Here is a 19,872-nt window from a genome sequence, read left to right on the forward strand (position 1 = left end):
GTAGGATCCATCTCACGCCGCAGAGCCCTGCCGTCGGTGTGATCGGCGGACCTAGGCTGCGGCTCTGTACGCCCCTACCGAGGAGCAGCCCTTCATGCAGATGATCGCGATCGTCGTCTCGTTCGCACTGACCGTCGCCGCGGTGGCCATGCTGGTCCCGGCCGTACGGCGCATGCTGGGCGTGATCCGCGCGAGCCAGCCGGCGCCGGGCCGCAACGACAACCCGGCCGGTCGCACCGCGACGATGCTCAAGGAGACGTTCCTCCACACCCGGATGCTGCAGTGGCACTGGGTCGGCATCATGCACTGGTTCGTCTACATGGGTTTCCTGCTCCTCAGCACGGCCGTGCTGGCGGCGTACTTCCAGCTCTTCAAGCCCGACTTCGCCTACCCGATCATCGGCCACTGGTATCCCTTCGAGTGGCTCATGGAGGTCATCGGGGCACTCAGCACGATCGGCATCGTCTTCCTGATCGTCTACCGCCAGAAGCACCACCCGCGCAGCGAGGGCCGCCGGAGCCGGTTCTTCGGCTCCACCTTCTGGCAGGCCTACTTCGTCGAGGCGCTCGCGCTGCTCGAGGGCTCCGCGATCCTGTTCGTCCGGGCCGCGGAGTGGCGGCTCGACGAGGAGGCCGGCCGCGCCCACTACCCGTTCTCGTCGTGGCTCGGTGACCTGCTCTACCCGAGCTCCGTCACGTCCCTCGAGAACCTCATCTACGTGATCGCGACCTTCAAGATCGCGCTGGCGATGATCTGGCTGATGGTCATCGCCCGCAACATCACCATGGGCATCGCCTGGCACCGTTTCACCGCGTGGTTCAACATCTGGTTCAAGCGCGAGGCCGACGGCACCACCGCACTGGGTGCGATGAAGCCGCTGACCTCGAACGGCAAGGCGGTCACCCTCGACGACATCGACGACCTCGACGAGGACTCGGCCCTCGGCGCCGGCCAGGTCGAGGACTTCTCGTGGAAGGGGATCCTCGACTTCACCACCTGCACCGAGTGCGGCCGCTGCCAGTCACAGTGCCCGGCCTGGAACACCGAGAAGCCCCTCTCCCCCAAGCTCCTCATCACCAGCCTGCGCGACCACGCGTACGCCAAGCACGACGGCGCCGAGGGCCACCGCGAGCGTGCGCTCGTCGGCGCGGGCACCAAGGGCGAGAGCGGTGGCACGGGGACCGACGTCCTCGACTACTTCTACAACCCTGCCGACGGCGACTTCGTCATCGACGAGGACGTGCTCTGGAGCTGCACCTCGTGCGGCGCCTGCGTCCAGCAGTGCCCCGTCGACATCGAGCACGTCGACCACATCATGGACATGCGGCGCTACCAGCTGCTCGTGGAGTCCAACTTCCCGGCCGAGCTCAACCAGCTGTTCAAGGGTCTGGAGAACAAGGGCAACCCGTGGAACATGTCGAGCACCGCTCGCATGGACTGGGCCAAGGGCCTCGACTTCGAGGTGCCGGTCGTCGGCGAGGACCTGGAGTCCCTCGAGTCGGTCGACTGGCTGTTCTGGGTCGGCTGCGCCGGGGCGTACGAGGACCGCGCGAAGAAGACCACCCGCGCGGTCGCCGAGCTGCTCGACATGGCCGGCATCTCCTTCGGCGTGCTCGGCAACGGTGAGACCTGCACCGGCGACCCGGCCCGCCGCGCGGGCAACGAGTTCGTCTTCCAGGGCCTCGCGCAGCAGAACGTCGAGACCTTCAAGGAGTACAAGGTCAAGAAGGTCGTCTCGACCTGCGCCCACTGCTTCAACACGCTCAAGAACGAGTACAAGGACTTCGGCATCGAGCTCGAGGTCGTGCACCACACCCAGCTGCTCAACCGCCTCGTCCGCGAGGGGAAGTTGACCCCCGTCAAGGACGGCGCGGGCGCGGCGAAGCGCTCGATCACCTACCACGACCCGTGCTACCTCGGTCGCCACAACGAGGTCTACACGCCGCCGCGCGAGCTGCTGCAGGTCCTGCCCGGCGCCGAGGTCATCGAGATGGAGCGCAACTCCGAACGCTCCTTCTGCTGCGGCGCCGGTGGCGCACGCATGTGGATGGAGGAGAACATCGGCGAGCGGATCAACATGAACCGCACCAAGGAGGCCGTCGGCACCGGCGCCGACCAGATCGCCGTCGGCTGCCCCTTCTGCCGTGTGATGCTCTCCGACGGGCTCACGATGCAGCAGAGCAAGGGCGAGGCCCGCGAGGAGGTCGAGGTCCTCGACGTCGCGCAGATGCTCCTCGCCTCGGTCAAGGGCGTGCAGGCGACCAAGGCCGCGCCGGGCTCCGCGCCCGCCGCTGCGCCCGCCGCTGCTGCCGCCGGAGCCGGCGTCGCCACCGACGTGGCGACCAAGGACGAGCCGGAGGCGGGCGACGTCACCGTCACCGACGACACCGTCACCGAGACCGCCGACGTAGGCCCGGCCGCCAAGGCGTCGGGCGGTACGTCGCTCTTCGACACGCCCGCTCCGGAGGAGTCGGCCCCCGCAGCCGGGCCGGCCTCGTCGGGCTCGCTCTTCGACACCCCGGCGGACGCCGCGCCGACCGCCGGCGCGGCCGACGCGACGTCCGACGCGAAGCCGGCCGAGGCGTTCTCCGGTGGTTCGCTCTTCGACACCCCGGCCCCCGAGGAGGCGCCCACGCCCCAGGCCGAGGAGAAGCCCGCCGAGGAGGCGCCGGCTGCGAAGCCGGCTGCGCCGACTGACCTCGGCAGCGGCGGGTCGCTCTTCGACCTCGAGTCGCCCGAGCCCGCCCCCGCGGCAACCGAGCCGGACGCCCCTGCCACGTCGGAGGCGCCCGAGGCAAAGCCCGCCGCCGCGCCTGCCGCGCCTGCCGCGGAGCTGGGGGGCGGCTCGCTCTTCGACATCGCCGCACCCGAGCCGGTGGCTGACGAGCCGGCAGCGGCTGCCGAGCCGGAGCCGACCCCGGAGCCCGAGCCGAAGGCAGAGGCCGCACCCGAGCCCGCCCCGGAGCCGGTCGCCGACGCGGCCCCGGCCAGCAGCACGGCGTCCACGCCCACCACCGACGCCGACCTCGCGAGCCTGGGGTCGCTCTTCGACCTCCCGGCACCCGAGACCGCCGCCGAGCCCGCCCCAGAGGCGACCGTGGCCGCTGAGTCTCCCAGCGACTCAACATCCGAAGAGGCCCCCGCGGTGGCGACTGTTGCCGCTGAGTCTCCCAGCGACTCAACGCCCGAAGAGGCCCCCGCGGTGGCGACTGTTGCCCCTGAGTCTCCCAGCGACTCACCGTCGAGGGTGCCCGCAGCGCCGGCCGCCGGCGGCGAGGCATCGACCCCGGCCACCGACGTCGACCTGTCGGGCCTGGGCTCGCTGTTCGACCTCGAGGCGCCCGCTGCCGCACCCGCAGCACCGGCTGCGCAGACCGAGGCGACCTCCGCCCCGGCGCCGGCTGACGAGCAGGCGCCGGAGCCCGAGGCGACGCCGGAGCCGGCCGCCAGCGCCCCGCCGAGCGGGGCGGACCTGAGCCAGGCCGCCCTCTTCCGCGACCCCGAGGACGCCGCGGCCGGGGACCGGCAGACCGTCCTCGACGCGGACGACGAGCCCGCAGCCGAAGACACGACGGACGCGAGCGACGTACCCGCAGAGACGGACGACGAGCCGAAGCCCGCCGCCTCCACCGGCCCGGCCCACACGCCGCGCACGGACGCCGACATCAGCGGGTCGGGCTCCCTTTTCGACCTCTGACCGGCCTCTCCTGAACTTGTCGGCCCGTGCATCGGCCGACAAGTTCAGGAATCCCCGGCTGCCCGGGGACCCCTGAAACCAACGTAGTGACATCACCGCGACGCCAGATGACATCACAACGGCATTGACATGACATCACAGTGATGTCATGGTGGTGCACATGGACATCACCCCGTACGTCGACAGCCTCCGCCGCGACCTCGTCGCCGCGTCCGAGGCCGGGGGCGACGAGCTCAAGAAGGCCGCGGAGCGCCTGGCCTACGCGCTCGACCCAAGCGCGCGGCTCGCCCTGATGGAGGCCATCTCGCATGCCGCGGCCGAGATCACCGCCGAGCTGCCCGACGGCAGCGTGGACGTGCGGCTCGTGGGCCGCGAGCTCGACTTCGTCGTCGAGGTCGCTCCCCCCGCCGCCATGCCCACCCCGCCCCCGCCACCTGCTCCCCCGGCGCCGCCGGAGGAGGAGGCCGGCGACCTGGCCCGCATCACGCTGCGGATCCCGGAGGCGGTCAAGGCCAGGGCCGAGGAGAGGGCCGCCGCAGCCGGGCAGAGCCTCAACACCTGGATGGTCAACGTGGTGCGCAGCGCCACCAACGAGCACGCCATCAACGTCGACATCGACCTCAGCAGCGTTCCCTTCGTGGGCTACGACCCGTTCGCCGGAAACCGCAAGCCGGGACAGGGCAACCGCCGGATGACCGGCTGGCTCTGACCACCTGACCCCTCGGGGCACGAGCCCCGCCACCCATCGCCCACCGGACCGGCACCGCCGGCCCGTCGGACGAGCACACCCTCAGGAGACCCGATGAGCAACCAGCTCGACCTCACCTTCGACACCCCCGAACCCATCGACCTCTACGTCGAGAACGGGCGCGGCCGTCTCGAGGTCACCGCCACCGACACCACCGAGACCACCGTCCGCATCACCGGCGACCGGGCCGAGGAGTTCGACGTACGGGATCTGGGCGACCGGATCGCGATCATCGCGCCCCGGCGCAACGGCGGGTTCCTCGGCCGCGAGCCCCGGGCCGAGATCGTCGTCGAGGTCCCCGTCGCCAGCGGGCTGCAGGCCAAGGTCGGCAGCAGCGACGTACGCACCCACGGCCGGTTCGGCGACATCCGCGTCGACAGCGGCTCCGGCGACGTCACGATCGACGTCGTCGAGGGCGACACCCTCGTCCAGACCGGCTCCGGAGACCTGGCCGCGGAGCACCTCCTCGGGGAGGCACGCCTCAAGTCGGGCTCGGGCGACGTCCTCGTACGCCGGGCCGAGTCGGCGCTGGTCGTCACGACGGGCAGTGGCGACGTCCGCGTCGAGTCGGCCCGCGCCGAGCTCGCGGTCAAGACGGGATCGGGCGACACGCACGTCCTGTCGATGGGCGGGGAGGCGGTGGTCAACACGGGCTCGGGCGACCTGGTCGTCGGCGAGGTGGCCTCGGGCCGTGTGACGGCGAAGACCGCGAGCGGCGACGTCAGCATCGGGGTGGTGCCCGGTACGCCGGTGTGGACCGACGTCCGCACCGCCAGCGGCCGGCTCAGCTCGACGCTCCCGAGCACCGGCGAGCCGGCACCCGACCAGCCCTACCTCGAGGTGCGCGCGACCACGGCGTCCGGAGACGTCACCCTCCACCAGAGCTGACCCGCGACCCACCAGGAAGGAGCACCGCCATGCACGACTCACTCACCGACATCGAGCTGATCGCACGTCACCGCATCGCCGAGCGCGTCCGCTACTCCCCGCGCGCACCCCGCACCAAGCGCCGCTGACCCGGCTCTGGCCGCACCGGGAGGGGAAGTCCGACACCTGGAGGGGGTTGTATGCCCCTCCCTGTGACGGACTCCCCGCTCGAGCGGGGAGTCTGCGACGGGCGCAGGCGAGAAACCCGCCCGCCGCCGGTCAGGACCTCATCGCCACGCCGCGACGCCAGTAGCCCATGAAGGCGACCTGGCTGCGGTCGAAGCCGAGCTCCTTGACCAGGTGGCGGCGCAGGCCGGTGACGACCTTCGACTCACCGGCGATCCACGCGTAGGTGCCGCCCACGCCCGTGACGTCGCCGGGGACGTCCTCGCCGGAGGAGGAGTAGAACGGCGTCTCCCACAGGTCGGGGTCGACCTCGTCGGGCGCGACGTCCAGCTGTGCGCCCGGCATGCCGAGGTGGGCCACCACGGCATCGTGGAGGCCCGTGCCCAGCTCGTCGCCTTCGCGGGCCAGCCACACCACCTCGACGCCCGCCGGACGGCGTACGTCCTGCACGTCGGCAGCGACCGGCACCTCGAGGAACGCCATGCCCCTGGCGTCGTCGGGCAGCTGCTCGAGCACCGTGCACACGGCGGGCACCGCGGTCTCGTCGCCCACCAGCAGGAGCTCCGCGCCCGGGCCGGGCGTGAACTCGATGCCGCCGTAGGGGTAGCCGCGCCGCGGGGCGAGCAGCGCGATGCGGTCGCCGACCGTGGCGCGGGACGCCCAGAGCGAGCCCGGGCCGACCAGGTCGCCCTCCAGGTGCAGCACCATGTCGACGACCAGGGTGGTCTGCGCCCCGGAGCCGCGGACGTCGCGGATCGTGTAGGTGCGCATGTGGCCGCGCTCGGCCGCCGGTAGTTCCAGCCACGTCGAGAACCAGGTGTCGTCGGCGCCCTCGGTCGAGGTGATGCCGCCCGTCTCGGGGTCGGGCAGGATCAGCTTGATCCGCTGGTCCCAGCGCGGGCCGTCGACGCCGAAGTCGGCGAGGTCGGGGCTGCCGAGCTCGACCCGGACGAAGGTCGGCGACAGCCGCTCGACAGCGACCACCTCGACCTCGGTGAACAGCATGGGCAGGACGGCCTGGTTCGAGCTGGCGGTCACGGTCATCGGGGCTCCTGGTTGGAGTGGCTGGACGGGGCGAGCGGGTCGAGCGGGCTGGACGGGCTCGGGCACCCGGGCTGGTGGCGGCCGACGGGCACGACGAGCGGGGTGTGCGAGACCGGGTCGTCGATCACCCGGTTGTCGAGGCCGAAGACGGTGCGAACGACGTCCTCGGTGACGACCTCGCGGGGACTGCCCTCCGCCACGATCCGGCCGGTGTGCAGCGCGACGAGGTGGTCGGCGTAGCGGGCGGAGAGGTTGAGGTCGTGGAGCACCATCACGATCGTGGTGCCGCGGCGGGCGTTGAGCTCGGCGAGCAGGTCGAGCATCTCGACCTGGTGGGCGACGTCGAGGTAGGTCGTGGGCTCGTCGAGCAGCAGCAGGTCGGTGCCCTGCGCGAGCGCCATCGCGATCCACACCCGCTGGCGCTGGCCACCGGAGAGCTCGTCGACCACGCGGTCGGCGAGACCGAGGGTGTCGGTGAGCGTCAGCGCCTCGGCCACGGCCTCGTCGTCGGCGCTCGTCCAGCGGCCGAACGGGCCGTGGTGCGGGTGGCGACCCCGTCCGACCAGGTCGGCGACGGTCACGCCCTCAGGGGCGACGGGGTTCTGCGGCAGCAGCCCCAGCGTGCGGGCGACCTGCTTGGTGGGCAGCCGGTGGATGGCCTCGCCGTCGAGGAGGACCGACCCCGACCGCGGCCGCAGCAGCCGGGCGAGGCCGCGCAGCAGCGTCGACTTGCCGCACGCGTTGGCCCCGACGATGACGGTGATCCGGCCGTGCGGGACCTGCAGGTCGAGGTCGTGAACGACGGCGGTGCCGGTGTAGCCGAGCGTCAGGTCGCTCGCCTCCAGCCGGGCGTGTGAGGTGGCGGTGGTCATCCCGCCCTCCTTCCGGTGCGGGGGCCGCGGGCGAGCAGCCAGAGCAGGAACGGTGCGCCGAAGGCACCGGTGACGACGCCCACCGGCAGGTTGAGGTCGGCGAAGGCGTAGGCGCCGGCGTGGTCGCCGAGCAGCACGATCACGGCACCGACGAGGCCGGCGGCGGGGAGCGTCGTACGCCCCCGGTTGAGGGCACGCGCGATCGGTCCCGACAGGAACGCCACGAACGCCACCGGGCCGGCGGCGGCGACGCCGACGGCGACGAGCAGGACGCCGAGGAGCATGAGGAGGTCGGTGCGGCCCCGCCCCACGCCGAGGCCGGCGGCGGTGTCGTCACCGAGCTCGGTCACGCGCAGGGAGCGGGCGGCCCAGGCCGTCGCGGGCAGCAGCACGGCCAGCGCGAGGGCCAGCAGCCCGATCGCCTGCCACGCGACGCCGTTGACGCTGCCGGTCAGCCAGCGCAGCACCAGCTGCACGTCCCACTCGTCGACGCGGGTGAAGACGTACTGGATCACCGACTGCATGGCGGCGGCGAGGCCGATCCCGGCCAGGACGAGACGGAACCCGCCGTGGTCGCCCGCGACGGCCCGAACGGCGAGGGCGACGGCGAGGGCACCGACGATCGCGGCGGCCGAGACCGGCCAGCCGGTCCAGCCGGCCAGGGCGATGGCGGAGACGGCGGCGGCACTCGCGCCCAGGCTGATGCCGACGATGTCGGGGCTGGCGAGGGGGTTGCGCAGCGTGGTCTGGAAGATGGCGCCGCCGACGCCGAAGGCGACGCCGACCAGCACGGCCAGCACGGCACGCGGGAGCTTGGACTCCATCACGATGTAGGTGGCGCCAGGGATCTGCTCGCCGCCCAGGATGCGCAGGAAGTCGGGGATCGTGACGGTGAAGTCGCCCAGCAGCACGCGCGCGGCGAACGCACCGACGAGCGCGAGGACGAGGCCCGCGAGGAGGCGCCGATGGTGGCGCAGCGGCGCCCGGCGCGCACGTCGTACGACGTCGAGGGCGCGCTGAGCGGTCGGCGCCGTGGTGGTGGGGCGGTCGAGGGTCACGCTCACAACGCCCTCCCGGTGCGGCGGATCAGGGCGATGAAGACGGGGACGCCGACGGCGGCGGCCATGATGCCGACCTGCACCTCCGACGGCGGCAGCACGATGCGACCGACGGTGTCGGCGACGACGACGAGCACCGCGCCGCCGACCACGGAGAACGGCAGCAGGCGGCGGTGGTCAGGACCGACGAGGGCGCGTACGACGTGGGGCACGACGAGGCCGACGAAGGCGATCGGCCCGGCCAGCGCGGTCGCGGTGCCGGCGAGCAGCACGATCGCGAGCGCGATCACCAGGCGGTCGCGGGTGGTGTGGCGGCCGAGCCCGCGGGCCAGGTCGTCACCGAGGGCGAGCGTGTTGAGCAGGCGCGCGCCGGCCAGGGCCAGCAGGGCGCCGACGACCAGGAACGGGAGACCGGCGACGAGCACGTCGGTGCCCCGCCCGGCGACGGTGCCGACCTGCCAGAAGCGGAACGTCTCCATGGTCTTGCGGTCGGCGAGGAGCAGGCCCGTGGTCCAGCTGGCGAGGCCGGCGCTCAGGGCCGCGCCGGTGATCGCGAGCTTCATCGGGGTGGCGCCGTCGCGACCGAGCGACGCGATGCCGTGGACGACCGCCGCGGCGACGGCCGCGCCGACGAAGGCCAGGGGCAGGAACTGACCCATCGCGCTGAAGCCGAAGGACGTCATTCCGATGACCATCGCGAAGGTGGCGCCGGCGTTGACGCCGAGGATGCCGGGGTCGGCCAGCGGGTTGCGGGTCAGCCCCTGCATGAGCGCACCGGCCAGCCCGAGCGCCGCACCGACGGCCAGCCCGAGGAGGGTGCGGTCGAGGCGGGCCTCGACGACCGGGTGGAGCGGGTGGGCGGCATCCCAGACCGCCTCGACCGGCATGGCGCGGGCCCCGACCAGCAGCGACAGCACGGCTGCACCGGCCAGCGCCACGACCGCGGTCGCGACGCTGGCCGGCAGAGCGGGACGACGCCTCTGGCCTCCCCCCGGAGCCCTGGAGACGTCGTCCCGCGTCGGGACGAGGGCTGTCATCAGCCCTCGAGAGCCTCGACCACGCGAGGCAAGAAGTCTCTCACGATGACGGGAATGGAGAGAGGCGTCGGGTTGGTGGACGCCATCGCGTTCTGCTTGTCGGTCTCGGCGTACCAGTGGCCCTCGGCGATGGCGGGGATCTGGCCGAGCAGCTTGTCGTCCTGGATCGTCTGGACGTTGTCGGGCGAGTCGACCCAGGTGACGAAGACGTCCGAGTCGAGGTCGGCCGACTGCTCGGCCGACACGGTGCCGTAGAACTCGCCCGGCTTGATGGCCTCGGCGACGGCCGGCGCGTCGACCATGCCGAAGTCGCGCAGGATCGAGACCCGCGGGTCCTCCGGGGCGTACATGCCGACGGTGGAGAGGTCGGTGGCGGCGAGGTAGCCGTAGATCAGCTCGGCACCCTCGAGCTCCGGGTTGGCCTCGGCGGCCTCGTCGATGGTGGCCTCGGTGTCGGCTGCGACCTCCTCGGCGAGTGCCGTACGACCGAGCGCCTCGCCGACCATCTCGAGCGAGGTCTGCCAGTCGGTGGTCCACGGCGCCTCGGGGTAGGCGACGACGGGGGCGATCTTGGAGAGCTTGGTGTACTCCGCCTCGGTGATGCCGGAGTTGGTGGCCAGGATCAGGTCGGGCGCGAGCTCGGCGACCTCGTCGACCGGCGCGCCGTCGGCGTCGTCGTAGCGCACGGGCGCCTCGGCGCCGGCCTCCTCGACCGCGGCGTCGAACCAGTCAGTCGAACCGTCCTCGTTGCCGCCCCAGGTGATCTTGGTGGCACCGACGGGCACGACGCCCAGCGCCAGGGCGTGGTCGTGGTCGGTCCAGCCGAGGGTGGCGACGCGGGTCGGCTCGGACTCGATCGTGGTCTCACCGAGCGCGTGCTCGATGGTGACGGGGAAGGCGTCGGGGTCGACGGACGTGGTCGACGTCGGCTCCGCCGCGGCCTCGGTGCCGCTGGTGGACCCGGTGCTGCAGCCGGTGAGGGCGGCGACCAGGACGGTGGCCGCGGCGACCTTGATCGGGGTGGGCGCGGCGAGGCTTCGCTTCATCAGGACTCCGTGTGGCTCGGTAAGGCAACGCTAACTAAGGGAAGCCTAACCACACTCGTCCCGATTAAGGCAACGGGGGTGTGACGTAATCCGCGATGTGGACCGTCCGGGTAGTCCAGTGGGTTTCGGTCGCCCGGGGCGCGCCAGGACAGCCGTTCGCCACTGGACTACCGGCGGACGGGGCGGAGCGAGGGCCTCAGATGGGCGTGCGGTGGAACCCCTGGAACGACCGGCTGGGCGTCGGACCGCGCTGGCCCTGGTAGCGCGAGCCGTACTTCTCCGAGCCGTAGGGGTGCTGGCTCGGCGAGGACAGCCGGAAGAAGCAGAACTGGCCGATCTTCATGCCGGGGTAGAGCTTGATCGGCAGCGTCGCGACGTTGGCCAGCTCGAGTGTCACGTGCCCGGAGAAGCCGGGGTCGACGAACCCCGCCGTCGCGTGGGTGAGCAGACCCAGCCGGCCGAGCGACGACTTCCCCTCCACGCGCGCGGCGATGTCGTCGGGCAGCGACACGACCTCGTACGTCGACCCGAGGACGAACTCGCCCGGGTGCAGGATGAACGGCTCCTCGCCCTCCGGCTCGACCTCGCGGGTGAGCTCGGACTGGTCGGCGGCCGGGTCGATGTGGGGGTAGCGGTGGTTCTCGAAGACACGGAAGAACCGGTCGAGCCGGACGTCCACGCTCGAGGGCTGCATCATCGCCGGGTCCCACGGATCGAGGGCGATCCGGCCGGCGTCGATCTCAGCAGCGATGTCGCGATCGGAGAGCAGCACGCGGCCGACCCTAGCCTCAGTTTCGGACGTCGCGGAGCGGTCGCCACAATGGATCGGTGACCTTCCACCGCTACGTCGCCCTGGGCGACTCCTTCACCGAGGGCGTCGGCGACCCCGACCCGGCGCGACCCAACGGCCTGCGCGGCTGGGCCGACCGCGTCGCCGAGGTGCTCGCCCAGCAGACCGACGACTTCGGCTACGCCAACCTCGCCATCCGCGGCCGCAAGCTCGCCGCCATCGTCGCCGAGCAGGTCGACGCAGCCGTCGCGCTCGAGCCCGACCTGGTCACCATCCACGGCGGCGGCAACGACGTGCTCCGCCCGCGCGTCGACATCGACGCCCTCGCCCGGACGTACGACGACGCGATCGCGCGGCTGAGCGCCGCCGGGGCGCACGTGGTCATGTTCACCATCTTCGACCCGGGCGCCGGCGGCATCTACGGCCCCATGCGCGGGCGGATGGCGATCTTCAACGAGTGGGTCCGCGAGATCGCCGACCGCCACGGGGCCACCGTCGTCGACATGTGGCGCATGCGCGACATCGAGATCGCCGGCGTGATGGACACCGACCGCATGCACCTCAACACCTCCGGCCACACCCACATGGCCCACGCCGTCCTCGAGGCCATCGGCGTCGAGCACGGCCTCGAGCCCGTCACCGTCGGGCCGCTCCCCGTCCTCGGGCGTCGCGAGACCTGGGCCGCCAACGCCCAGTGGACCCGCGAGTTCCTCGTGCCGTGGGTGCACCGCCGGCTCACCGGGCGCTCCTCCGGCGACACCGTCTCGCCCAAGCATCCCGCCCTGTCCAGCATCCGGCCCACGGTCAGGTAGCATCTGGCCCGCCGTCTCCGGACGGCATGCGGATGTAGCTCAGTTGGTAGAGCGCGACCTTCCCAAGGTCGATGTCGCGAGTTCGAATCTCGTCATCCGCTCCAGATCTCTCAACCAGCGCGCCGAGCGCGACGCCCGCGTACGAGCGGTGGCCCACCCACATTCACGGGCTGCGGAATGTCGCTCCACCACCGCCCGACGCACCGCCCCGGCGCGCGTCGTCGTACGAGCGGTGAGCCAGAGACGTTCTGCGCGCCGAGAACCTGCCTCACGCAGCGCTCAGCTCCCCTCGTTGGGGCAGGAGTGAGACTTGCGACTTCTGGGACCAGAGAGGACAGTGAGGCGTCCGTCATTTCTCGGATCGAAGGTCTTCCCCCATGCCTGCACTTCCCCGCCCGACCCTTCGCAAGGTCGCCCACCGCATCGCCGACGAGGACGCCTCGCGCCCGCTCTGGAGGCACCCCGCGACCATCGCTGCCGCGGCGCTCGCGCTGACGCTCGGCGCCGTCCCGCTGCTGCCCGACGGCGGCCAGGACGACCGCGGCGAGATCGCCCCGTCCGCCGAGACGACCTCGGCCCCCGGGGCCGTCGACCGCGGCGGGCTGACGACCGCGATGCGCGCCGAGATCGACCGCGTGCTCGCCGAGGGAGCCGCCCTCGACCGTGCCCAGGGCCGTACGGCGACCGCGCGGGCCTCGGTGCGCTGCGCCACCTTCGAGGGCCAGCGCTACTGCCTCGGCTTCGGCTGGACCAACCAGTCCGAGGAGGCGCTCGCCACGCGGCTCGAGACCCGTCCGACCGCTGGCACCACCGAGCGCACGGGAGACCTCGACGCCGACGGGCTGCTGGCCCGCGCACAGTCGCGTACGTCGACCGCCCGCACCGAGGCCGAGCGTGCCGAGCTGACCATGGCCGCCCGCTCGGTCGGCAAGGTCTGGATGCTGCGCCACGAGATCCAGGGCGTCCCGCTGCCCGCGGGCTTCGCCGAGCGCCACCCCGAGGTGACGGCGGGCGTCGATGCCCGCGGCGGCTTCGGGGCGTCGTACCCAGAGCGGTCGAAGATCCTCACCAGCAAGGTGGCCCAGGCCCAGAACACCACCTACTGGTGCGGCCCGGCGACGATGCAGGCCATCGGGTGGGGCTCGCAGGGGAAGCGGAAGAACCAGTCCTACTGGGCCCGCCGGCTCGGCACCACCAGCGCCGGCACCGCGATCACCGACATGGTGCGCGTGGTCAACAACAAGACGGACTACGACGAGGACACCCATGCCGGCCCCTACGTCGTGCTCGACATCAGCGACTTCACCTTCAAGCAGTGGTACCGGCTGATGATGCGCCACGTGCACGACTACCGGGCGCCCGTGGTGCTCCACCCCAACCTGCACAAGCAGTACTACCCCTACCTCGACGACGACGCGAGCGGTCACTTCCAGGTCGGCCGCGGCTACGACCAGAACCCCGGCAGCAACCCGCAGCTCGGCTGGTTCGAGCCCTGGGACCAGTCGAGGTTCGACCCCAGCGAGCCGGCGATCGGCCGCGTGCAGTGGCGCAACGCCTACCGGTCCTTCCGCGCCAACCTCGACCACTTCCAGCACAACGTCGGGGTCTGACGTGCGAGGACGTACGACGACCGCGCTGGCGCTGCTGGTCGTGCTGACCGGGTGTGCCGGGACCGACGACCCCGCACCGGGCCCCGACCCGACATCGAGCGCGTCGTCCGCCGAGCCGGACGCACCGGCCGGTGGCCCCGTCGACGACCCGGTCGTCGCCGAGCCCACGACCGCGCTGCTCGACTGGCAGGACACCGGCGTGCTGCCCGACACGCGCTACGTCAGGGGACCCGAGTGGGAGGCCCTCGGCGACGCGGCCGACACGCGGGTCGAGCTCGCGCGCGACGGTGACGCCGTGACGATCACGGCGGGCCGCGGCCGGACGATCTCGGAGGTCCTGATGAGCCAGGACTGGGCCGTGGTGGTCAAGCAGGACGAGGCCGAGACGGCGCCCAGCGAGGTGGCGGTCGTCGACCTGGGCAGCGGCGAGACGGGTGAGGTCGCCACGCCGCCGGCGGCGAGCGGCGGCTCCTGGGCCCTCACCGACGGCGACCTCTGGTTCCCGACGTACGGCGACGGCGGGGCGTACTGCCTGGCCACCGCGGCGCTGGCCGACAGCAACGGCGAGGACGGCTGGTGCGCCCCCGACCGCAGCGGCTTCTCCGGTCTCACGGCCAGCGAGCACGGTGTCGGCATGATGACCTTCGACGACGCCCGCCCCGTGGCGTGCCGCACCGTCAACATCCTCGACGCCAGCGGCGTGCCCCAGCCGGTGGAAGGGCCGGCGGACTGCACGGCCTGGGACGTCGCCGCGACCGCGGACGGCGTCGTGTGGTCGGAGGTGCCGAAGCCGCGGCGGCAGGAGGAGGCCCGCTTCCACGCCTCGGCCGACGGCGCCTACTTCGACCTCGGGCCCGGCACGACCGGGACCGTTGTCCCCTGCGGTGACTCGGTCTTCTTCGCCCGCGACCCGCAGGGCCCCGATGAGCCGGCCCGGCTGATGCGCTGGACCCCGGACCGTGCGCTGGAGGTCGCCTACGAGTCGCCGTCCAGCGGCAACGCGTTCCTCGGCGAGCCGGTCTGCGGGGGCGGCGTCCTCACGCTGACGTCGTACGGCGAGCAGGGCGACGAGCACGTCTGGGCTGACGTCGCCTAACGTTCCTGACGTGAGCTTCACCGGATTCCCCGTCGCCGCGCTGGACTTCTACGACGACCTCGAGATGGACAACACCAAGTCGTTCTGGGAGAGCCACAAGCACGTCTGGAAGGAGTCCGTCGAGGCGCCGACGAAGGCGCTGATGGCGGCGCTGGAGCCGGAGTTCGGGCCGGCGAAGGTGTTCCGGCCCTATCGTGACGTCCGCTTCGCCAAGGACAAGACGCCCTACAAGACCCACCAGGGCGCCTTCGTCGCGGCCGGCCCGCGGACGGGGTGGTACTTCGAGATCTCGCCCCGCGGCACGCGGGTCGGCGCCGGCTTCTACGACGCCGACGGCCCCACACTGTCCGCGATCCGCGCCGCGATGGCCGACGAGAAGACGGGCACGGCGCTCGACCGCCTGTTGAAGCGCCTCGAGAAGGACGGCTTCGAGGTCGGTGGCGACCAGCTCAAGACCTCTCCGCGCGGCTACGACGCCGACCACCCGCGCATCCACCTGCTGCGACGCAAGCAACTGTTCGTGGGCCGGTCCTACGGCTTCGAGGCCGAGGCGATCGACGCCGGGCTCGCCGACCGCGTGCGCGAGGACTGGCGGTCCCTGCGCCCGCTCGTCAGCTGGCTGCGCGCGGTCCCGGTCGACTGAGCACTGGGGAACGTTCGGGTCGCCGGAGGGGCGCTCGGGCGACCCGACGGTTCCCCGCACCGGCCTCGCACGCGTCACGGGGGTGCGCCGACCCGCGGAGTTCGGCCGGCGGTGGCGCGGAGTTCACGTAAGAGTCGGGCGTGCGGACGAGGCTCGCGCCATGGCGAAGAGACTGTTCCTGCTGCACCTCGGTCCCGGCCCGGTGGACGCGACGTCGATGGTCGAGTCGCTGGCGGTCGGCGGCGTGGGGGTCCCTGACGTGGACGCCGCCGTCCTCGCGCACGCGGAGGTCGAGATCCTTCGCTCGCACAAGGCCGTCGGCCTCCGCCGCAAGGACGTGGAGGGCGCGTGGGCCCGGGTGTGCCGGCGGGCCAGGAAGTCGGGGACGGACTGCTTCGTGAGCATGCCGGAGTGGTTCGCGGCGACCCCGGCGCAGGCCGCGCTGGCCTTGGACGGGCTCGCCGACTTCCGGGTGGTGCTGGTGGCGACCAGCGGGTTCGCCGAGCCCCCGCGGAGCTGGATGTCGCAGGTGAAGGACGAGCGAGCGCACGTCCTGCCCGCCCAGCTCAGCGACGAGCAACTCGCCGCGCAGGTCGCGCGCATCGCCCTCATGGAGGAGGAGGCGCGCCTCGACCGGCGCCTCGCCAAGGTGGCGCGGCGACGCAGGCTGCTCGACCGGAGGCGGGCCGCCTGACCGACCCGGTGGTCGCCCTCAGTGGGGCTGCCAGGCGTCGTCGTCCTCGGTGAGGGCGGCGACCTGCGGCGGGAGCGTGCCGTCTGCGAGCTGCTGGATGGTGACCTGCTCGAAGACGTTGCGGAGCGAGTGGCGCGCTGCGATCCACACGTGCTGCAGCACCTGGGCGCTGTCGTCGTACTCGACCGCCTCGGGACGCAGGCCGTAGACCGACACGAGCGGCCCGTCGACGGCCCGGATCACGTCGGCGACGGTCACCGACTCGGGCTTGCGCGCGAAGCGCCACCCGCCGGACTGGCCGCGCTGCGACACCACGATGTCGGCGCGGCGGAGGTCGGCGAGGATCGCCTGGAGGAAGCCGTGCGGGATCCCCTGCGCCTTGCCGAGCTGCTCGGCGCTGACCGCGGTCCCGTCGGCGCGCACCGCGATCTCGATCAGGGCCCGGAGGGCGTAGTCGGCTTTGGCGGAGACGCGCATATGGCCAGTTTGTCAGATATGTCTGCAGAGACAGTGCTGTTGGTCGGCGCGGAGCCCGGACGCGCGTACGCCGCTCCCGCGGGTGGCGGGAACGGCGTACGACGTCGGGCTGGTTCAGGCGGCCGCGGTCTCGAGCTCCGGCTCGTCGCGCGCGGCGGCGCGGGACAGGCGCTCCTGCTTGACGGCCCACACGATGGCGGAGACCCAGAGGACGACGATCACGGCGGCGGTGACGGCCACACCGACGCCGGGGACGCCGGCGGTCTCGAGCAGAGTCTTGGAGTTGGTCAGGATGATCAGGCCTCCTGCCGCGGTGCCGAGGACCCGGGGGGCGAGGTGCCTGACCAGCCAGGCGGCGATGGGGGCGGCGATGACCCCGCCGGCCAGCAGAGCCACCGCGAAGCCCCAGTTGATCCCGGCGGATCCGAGACCGACGAGGAAGCCGAGCGAGGCACCCACGGCGACGACGAACTCGGAGGCCCCGATGGAGCCGACCACCTTGCGCGGCTCGAGGCGACCGCTGGAGAGCAGCGACGTGGTGCCGACCGGGCCCCAACCGCCGCCACCGACGGCGTCGAGCGTGCCGGCGACCAGGCCCATCGGGGCCAGGAAGGCCGCCGAGGGCCGCCCCTTGAAGCTCGGGCGGGCGCCGCCGAGACGCAGGAAGCGGTAGACGACGTAGAACCCGAGGCTGAGCAGGATGACCGCGACGAGGGGCTTGGCGACCGCGGCGTCCAGGTTGGACAACAGCGTCGCGCCGGCGAAGGCGCCGACGAAGCCCGGAACAGCGAGGATCGACACGGTGCGCCAGTCGACGTTGCCGAACTTGTGGTGCGACACACCGGAGACCAGCGACGTACCGAGCTCGGAGAAGTGGACGGCGGCCGAGGCGGCGGCGGGGGCCACACCCACGGCGAGGAGGAGCGTCGACGACGTCACGCCGTAGCCCATGCCGAGGGACCCGTCGATGAGCTGGGCGATGAGGCCCACGACACCGAGAACGATGAGCTTGCGCATGGTGCGGAGTCCTTCCGGGACGTGGCAGCGAGGCAGTAGTCGTGCGACTGAGGTATGTCAGGTGAAAGACTAGACATACTTTGGGTGATAGACAAAACCGACGTGGTGCACGGCGTGTCCGTGCACCCGCGACGGGGCTCGGATCGCCGATGAGTTGTCCGGTTCGTGTTGCGTGAGCGCGGATCGCGAGGCATCCTTTGGTTACCGGTGAGTAGAACTACTCAGTAACGCTCGCCTCCGAGACCGCAGACCCGCACAGGAACAGGTGGAAGCTGTGAGCCACTACAAGACCAACCTCCGCGACATCGAGTTCAACCTCTTCGAGGTGCTCGGCCGCGACGCGGTGCTCGGCACCGGCCCGTTCGGCGAGGTCGACGGCGAGAGCGCCCGCGAGATCCTCCGCGAGGTCGAGCGCCTCTCCCGCGAGGACCTCGCCGCCTCCTACGAGGACAGCGACCGCAACCCGCCCGTGTTCGACCCCGCCACCCACACCGCTCCCGTGCCGGAGTCCTTCAAGGCCAGCTACCAGGCGTGGATGGACTCGGAGTTCTGGCGCCTGCAGGTCTTCGAGGAGATGGGCGGCACCCCCGCCCCGTCGTCGCTGGTCTGGGCGATCGGCGAGATGGTGCTCGGCGCCAACGCCCCGGTGTGGATGTACGCCGCCGGGCCGGCGTTCGCCAACGTCGTCCACCGCAACGGCAACGAGCGCGACAAGCGCGTGGCCCAGCACATGGTCGACCGCCAGTGGGGCTGCACCATGGTGCTCACCGAGCCCGACGCCGGCTCCGACGTGGGCGCCGGCCGCGCCAAGGCCGTGCCGAACGAGGACGGCTCGTGGAACATCACGGGCGTCAAGCGCTTCATCACCAGCGCGACGCACGACATGAGCGAGAACATCATGCACCTCGTCCTCGCGCGCCCCGAGGGCGTCGAGGGCGTCGGCGGCCCGGGCACCAAGGGCCTCTCGCTCTTCTGGATGCCCGAGCACCACTTCGACCCCGAGACCGGCGAGCTGACCGGCGAGCGCAACGGCGTCTACGTCACCAACGTCGAGCACAAGATGGGCATCAAGGTCTCCAACACCTGCGAGGTCACCTTCGGCGACCCGCAGGTGGGCGGCGGCGAGCCGGCCAAGGGCTGGCTGCTCGGCGAGGTCCACGACGGCATCGCCCAGATGTTCCAGGTCATCGAGAACGCCCGCATGATGGTCGGCACCAAGGCCATCGCCACCCTCTCCACCGGCTACCTCAACGCCCTGGACTACGCCAAGGAGCGGGTCCAGGGCGCCGACCTCACCCAGGCCGCCGACAAGACCGCGCCGCGCGTGACGATCACCCACCACCCCGACGTACGCCGCTCACTGATGACGCAGAAGTCGTTCGCCGAGGCGATGCGGGCGCTCGTGCTCTACACCGCCACCTGGCAGGACCAGGTGATGATCGCCGAGCACGAGGGCACGGCCGACTCCGACGAGGCCCGCCTCGCCGCCGCGGTCAACGACCTGCTGCTCCCGATCGTCAAGGGCTACGGCTCCGAGCGCTCGTGGGTGCTGCTGGGCACCGAGTCCCTGCAGACCTTCGGCGGCTCCGGCTTCCTGCAGGAGTACCCGATCGAGCAGTACGTCCGCGACGCCAAGATCGACACCCTCTACGAGGGCACCACCGCGATCCAGGGCCAGGACTTCTTCTTCCGCAAGATCGTCAAGGACCAGGGCCGCGCGCTGGGCCACCTCGCCAAGGAGATCGAGGGCTTCATCGCCTCCGAGGCCGGCAACGGGCGCCTCAAGACCGAGCGTGCCCTGCTCGCCACCGCGCTCGAGGACGCCAACGCCGTCGTCGGCCACATGATCAACGACCTCATGTCGTCGGCCGAGGAGCTGCGCAACATCTACAAGGTGGGCCTCAACACCTCCCGCCTGCTGATGGTGCTCGGCGACGTCGTCTGCGCCTGGCTGCTGCTCCGCCAGGCGGAGGTCGCGCTCGACAAGCTCGCCGGCGACGTCTCGGCCAAGGACAAGGCGTTCTACGAGGGCAAGGTGCACGCCGCCCAGTTCTTCGCCCAGACCAACCTGCCGAAGATCAGCGCCGAGCGCGCCATCGCCGAGGCCACCACCCTCGACCTGATGGACCTCGACGAGGCCTCCTTCTGATCGCTTGCCCCATCGGCAGCCGAGCGCTG

At 71.9% G+C, this 19,872-nt stretch carries 17 protein-coding genes and 1 tRNA gene; 10 read left to right on the plus strand and 8 right to left on the minus strand.

Annotation, left to right across the window (positions count from 1 at the left end; translation table 11 throughout):
- Nucleotides 1–94: 94 nt before the first annotated feature.
- From HOO61_RS02975 to HOO61_RS02985, 3 genes are all read left to right on the plus strand, one after another.
- Nucleotides 95–3,697: a heterodisulfide reductase-related iron-sulfur binding cluster gene (locus HOO61_RS02975; protein ID WP_172256777.1), complete on the plus strand. Its 3,603-nt coding sequence runs from the start codon at nt 95–97 to the stop codon at nt 3,695–3,697.
- 160 nt (nt 3,698–3,857) lie between these two features.
- Entirely contained in the window at nt 3,858–4,406 is a 549-nt protein-coding gene (locus tag HOO61_RS02980) for a toxin-antitoxin system HicB family antitoxin (protein ID WP_172256779.1), read from the plus strand.
- Nucleotides 4,407–4,499: 93 nt separating this feature from the next.
- Nucleotides 4,500–5,333: a DUF4097 family beta strand repeat-containing protein gene (locus HOO61_RS02985; protein ID WP_172256781.1), complete on the plus strand. Its 834-nt coding sequence runs from the start codon at nt 4,500–4,502 to the stop codon at nt 5,331–5,333.
- A 258-nt stretch (nt 5,334–5,591) separates the two neighbouring features.
- On the opposite strand, the gene HOO61_RS02990 is transcribed toward HOO61_RS02985, so the two are convergent.
- The 6 genes from HOO61_RS02990 to dcd all read right to left on the minus strand — a co-directional run bounded on the left by HOO61_RS02990 (nt 5,592) and on the right by dcd (nt 11,327).
- A complete protein-coding gene (locus tag HOO61_RS02990; RefSeq protein ID WP_253941958.1) occupies nt 5,592–6,542 on the minus strand; it encodes a siderophore-interacting protein in 951 nt (316 codons plus the stop codon).
- The gene (locus HOO61_RS02995; protein WP_172256783.1) at nt 6,539–7,414 is read right to left on the minus strand and encodes an ABC transporter ATP-binding protein; all 876 of its coding nucleotides are present in this window, start codon (nt 7,412–7,414) and stop codon (nt 6,539–6,541) included. The genes HOO61_RS02990 and HOO61_RS02995 overlap by 4 nt, the downstream gene beginning before the upstream one ends.
- Complete coding sequence (locus HOO61_RS03000; RefSeq protein ID WP_367649996.1) at nt 7,411–8,478, minus strand: FecCD family ABC transporter permease; 1,068 nt, start codon at nt 8,476–8,478, stop codon at nt 7,411–7,413. The genes HOO61_RS02995 and HOO61_RS03000 overlap by 4 nt, the downstream gene beginning before the upstream one ends.
- Nucleotides 8,475–9,509, minus strand: a complete 1,035-nt coding sequence (locus tag HOO61_RS03005; protein WP_172256785.1) for an iron ABC transporter permease — start codon at nt 9,507–9,509, stop codon at nt 8,475–8,477. Before HOO61_RS03005 ends, HOO61_RS03000 begins: the two co-directional genes overlap by 4 nt.
- Complete coding sequence (locus tag HOO61_RS03010; RefSeq protein WP_172256787.1) at nt 9,509–10,555, minus strand: iron-siderophore ABC transporter substrate-binding protein; 1,047 nt, start codon at nt 10,553–10,555, stop codon at nt 9,509–9,511. The genes HOO61_RS03005 and HOO61_RS03010 overlap by 1 nt, the downstream gene beginning before the upstream one ends.
- Before the next feature lie 196 nt (nt 10,556–10,751).
- Complete coding sequence (gene dcd / locus HOO61_RS03015) at nt 10,752–11,327, minus strand: dCTP deaminase (RefSeq protein WP_172256789.1); 576 nt, start codon at nt 11,325–11,327, stop codon at nt 10,752–10,754.
- Nucleotides 11,328–11,383: 56 nt separating this feature from the next.
- Here dcd and HOO61_RS03020 point away from each other — a divergent pair, with 56 nt between their 5' ends.
- The 6 genes from HOO61_RS03020 to HOO61_RS03045 all read left to right on the plus strand — a co-directional run bounded on the left by HOO61_RS03020 (nt 11,384) and on the right by HOO61_RS03045 (nt 16,200).
- A complete protein-coding gene (locus HOO61_RS03020; RefSeq protein ID WP_172256791.1) occupies nt 11,384–12,157 on the plus strand; it encodes a GDSL-type esterase/lipase family protein in 774 nt (257 codons plus the stop codon).
- A 28-nt stretch (nt 12,158–12,185) separates the two neighbouring features.
- A tRNA-Gly gene (locus tag HOO61_RS03025) sits at nt 12,186–12,261 on the plus strand.
- A 273-nt stretch (nt 12,262–12,534) separates the two neighbouring features.
- Nucleotides 12,535–13,767 carry a C39 family peptidase gene (locus tag HOO61_RS03030; protein ID WP_172256793.1) on the plus strand — a complete coding sequence of 411 codons (1,233 nt, stop codon included), beginning with the start codon at nt 12,535–12,537 and terminating at the stop codon, nt 13,765–13,767.
- A 1-nt stretch (nt 13,768) separates the two neighbouring features.
- On the plus strand, nt 13,769–14,863 hold the full coding sequence (locus tag HOO61_RS03035; protein ID WP_172256795.1) for a hypothetical protein: 1,095 nt from the start codon (nt 13,769–13,771) through the stop codon (nt 14,861–14,863).
- 10 nt (nt 14,864–14,873) lie between these two features.
- Nucleotides 14,874–15,506, plus strand: coding sequence for a DUF2461 domain-containing protein (locus HOO61_RS03040; RefSeq protein ID WP_172256797.1), 633 nt, complete (start codon nt 14,874–14,876; stop codon nt 15,504–15,506).
- Nucleotides 15,507–15,666: 160 nt separating this feature from the next.
- A complete protein-coding gene (locus HOO61_RS03045; RefSeq protein WP_172256799.1) occupies nt 15,667–16,200 on the plus strand; it encodes a hypothetical protein in 534 nt (177 codons plus the stop codon).
- Nucleotides 16,201–16,218: 18 nt separating this feature from the next.
- Here the strand turns inward: HOO61_RS03045 and HOO61_RS03050 are convergent, their stop codons facing one another.
- Both HOO61_RS03050 and HOO61_RS03055 read right to left on the minus strand, forming a co-directional pair.
- The gene (locus HOO61_RS03050; protein WP_172256801.1) at nt 16,219–16,677 is read right to left on the minus strand and encodes an Rrf2 family transcriptional regulator; all 459 of its coding nucleotides are present in this window, start codon (nt 16,675–16,677) and stop codon (nt 16,219–16,221) included.
- 114 nt (nt 16,678–16,791) lie between these two features.
- A complete protein-coding gene (locus tag HOO61_RS03055; protein ID WP_172256803.1) occupies nt 16,792–17,694 on the minus strand; it encodes a sulfite exporter TauE/SafE family protein in 903 nt (300 codons plus the stop codon).
- A 274-nt stretch (nt 17,695–17,968) separates the two neighbouring features.
- Between HOO61_RS03055 and HOO61_RS03060 the strand changes: the two genes are divergently transcribed.
- Complete coding sequence (locus HOO61_RS03060; protein WP_172256805.1) at nt 17,969–19,843, plus strand: acyl-CoA dehydrogenase; 1,875 nt, start codon at nt 17,969–17,971, stop codon at nt 19,841–19,843.
- The last annotated feature ends 29 nt before the right edge of the window (nt 19,844–19,872 follow it).

The sequence above is a fragment of the Nocardioides sp. zg-1230 genome (assembly GCF_013155335.1).
Taxonomy (GTDB): domain Bacteria; phylum Actinomycetota; class Actinomycetes; order Propionibacteriales; family Nocardioidaceae; genus Nocardioides.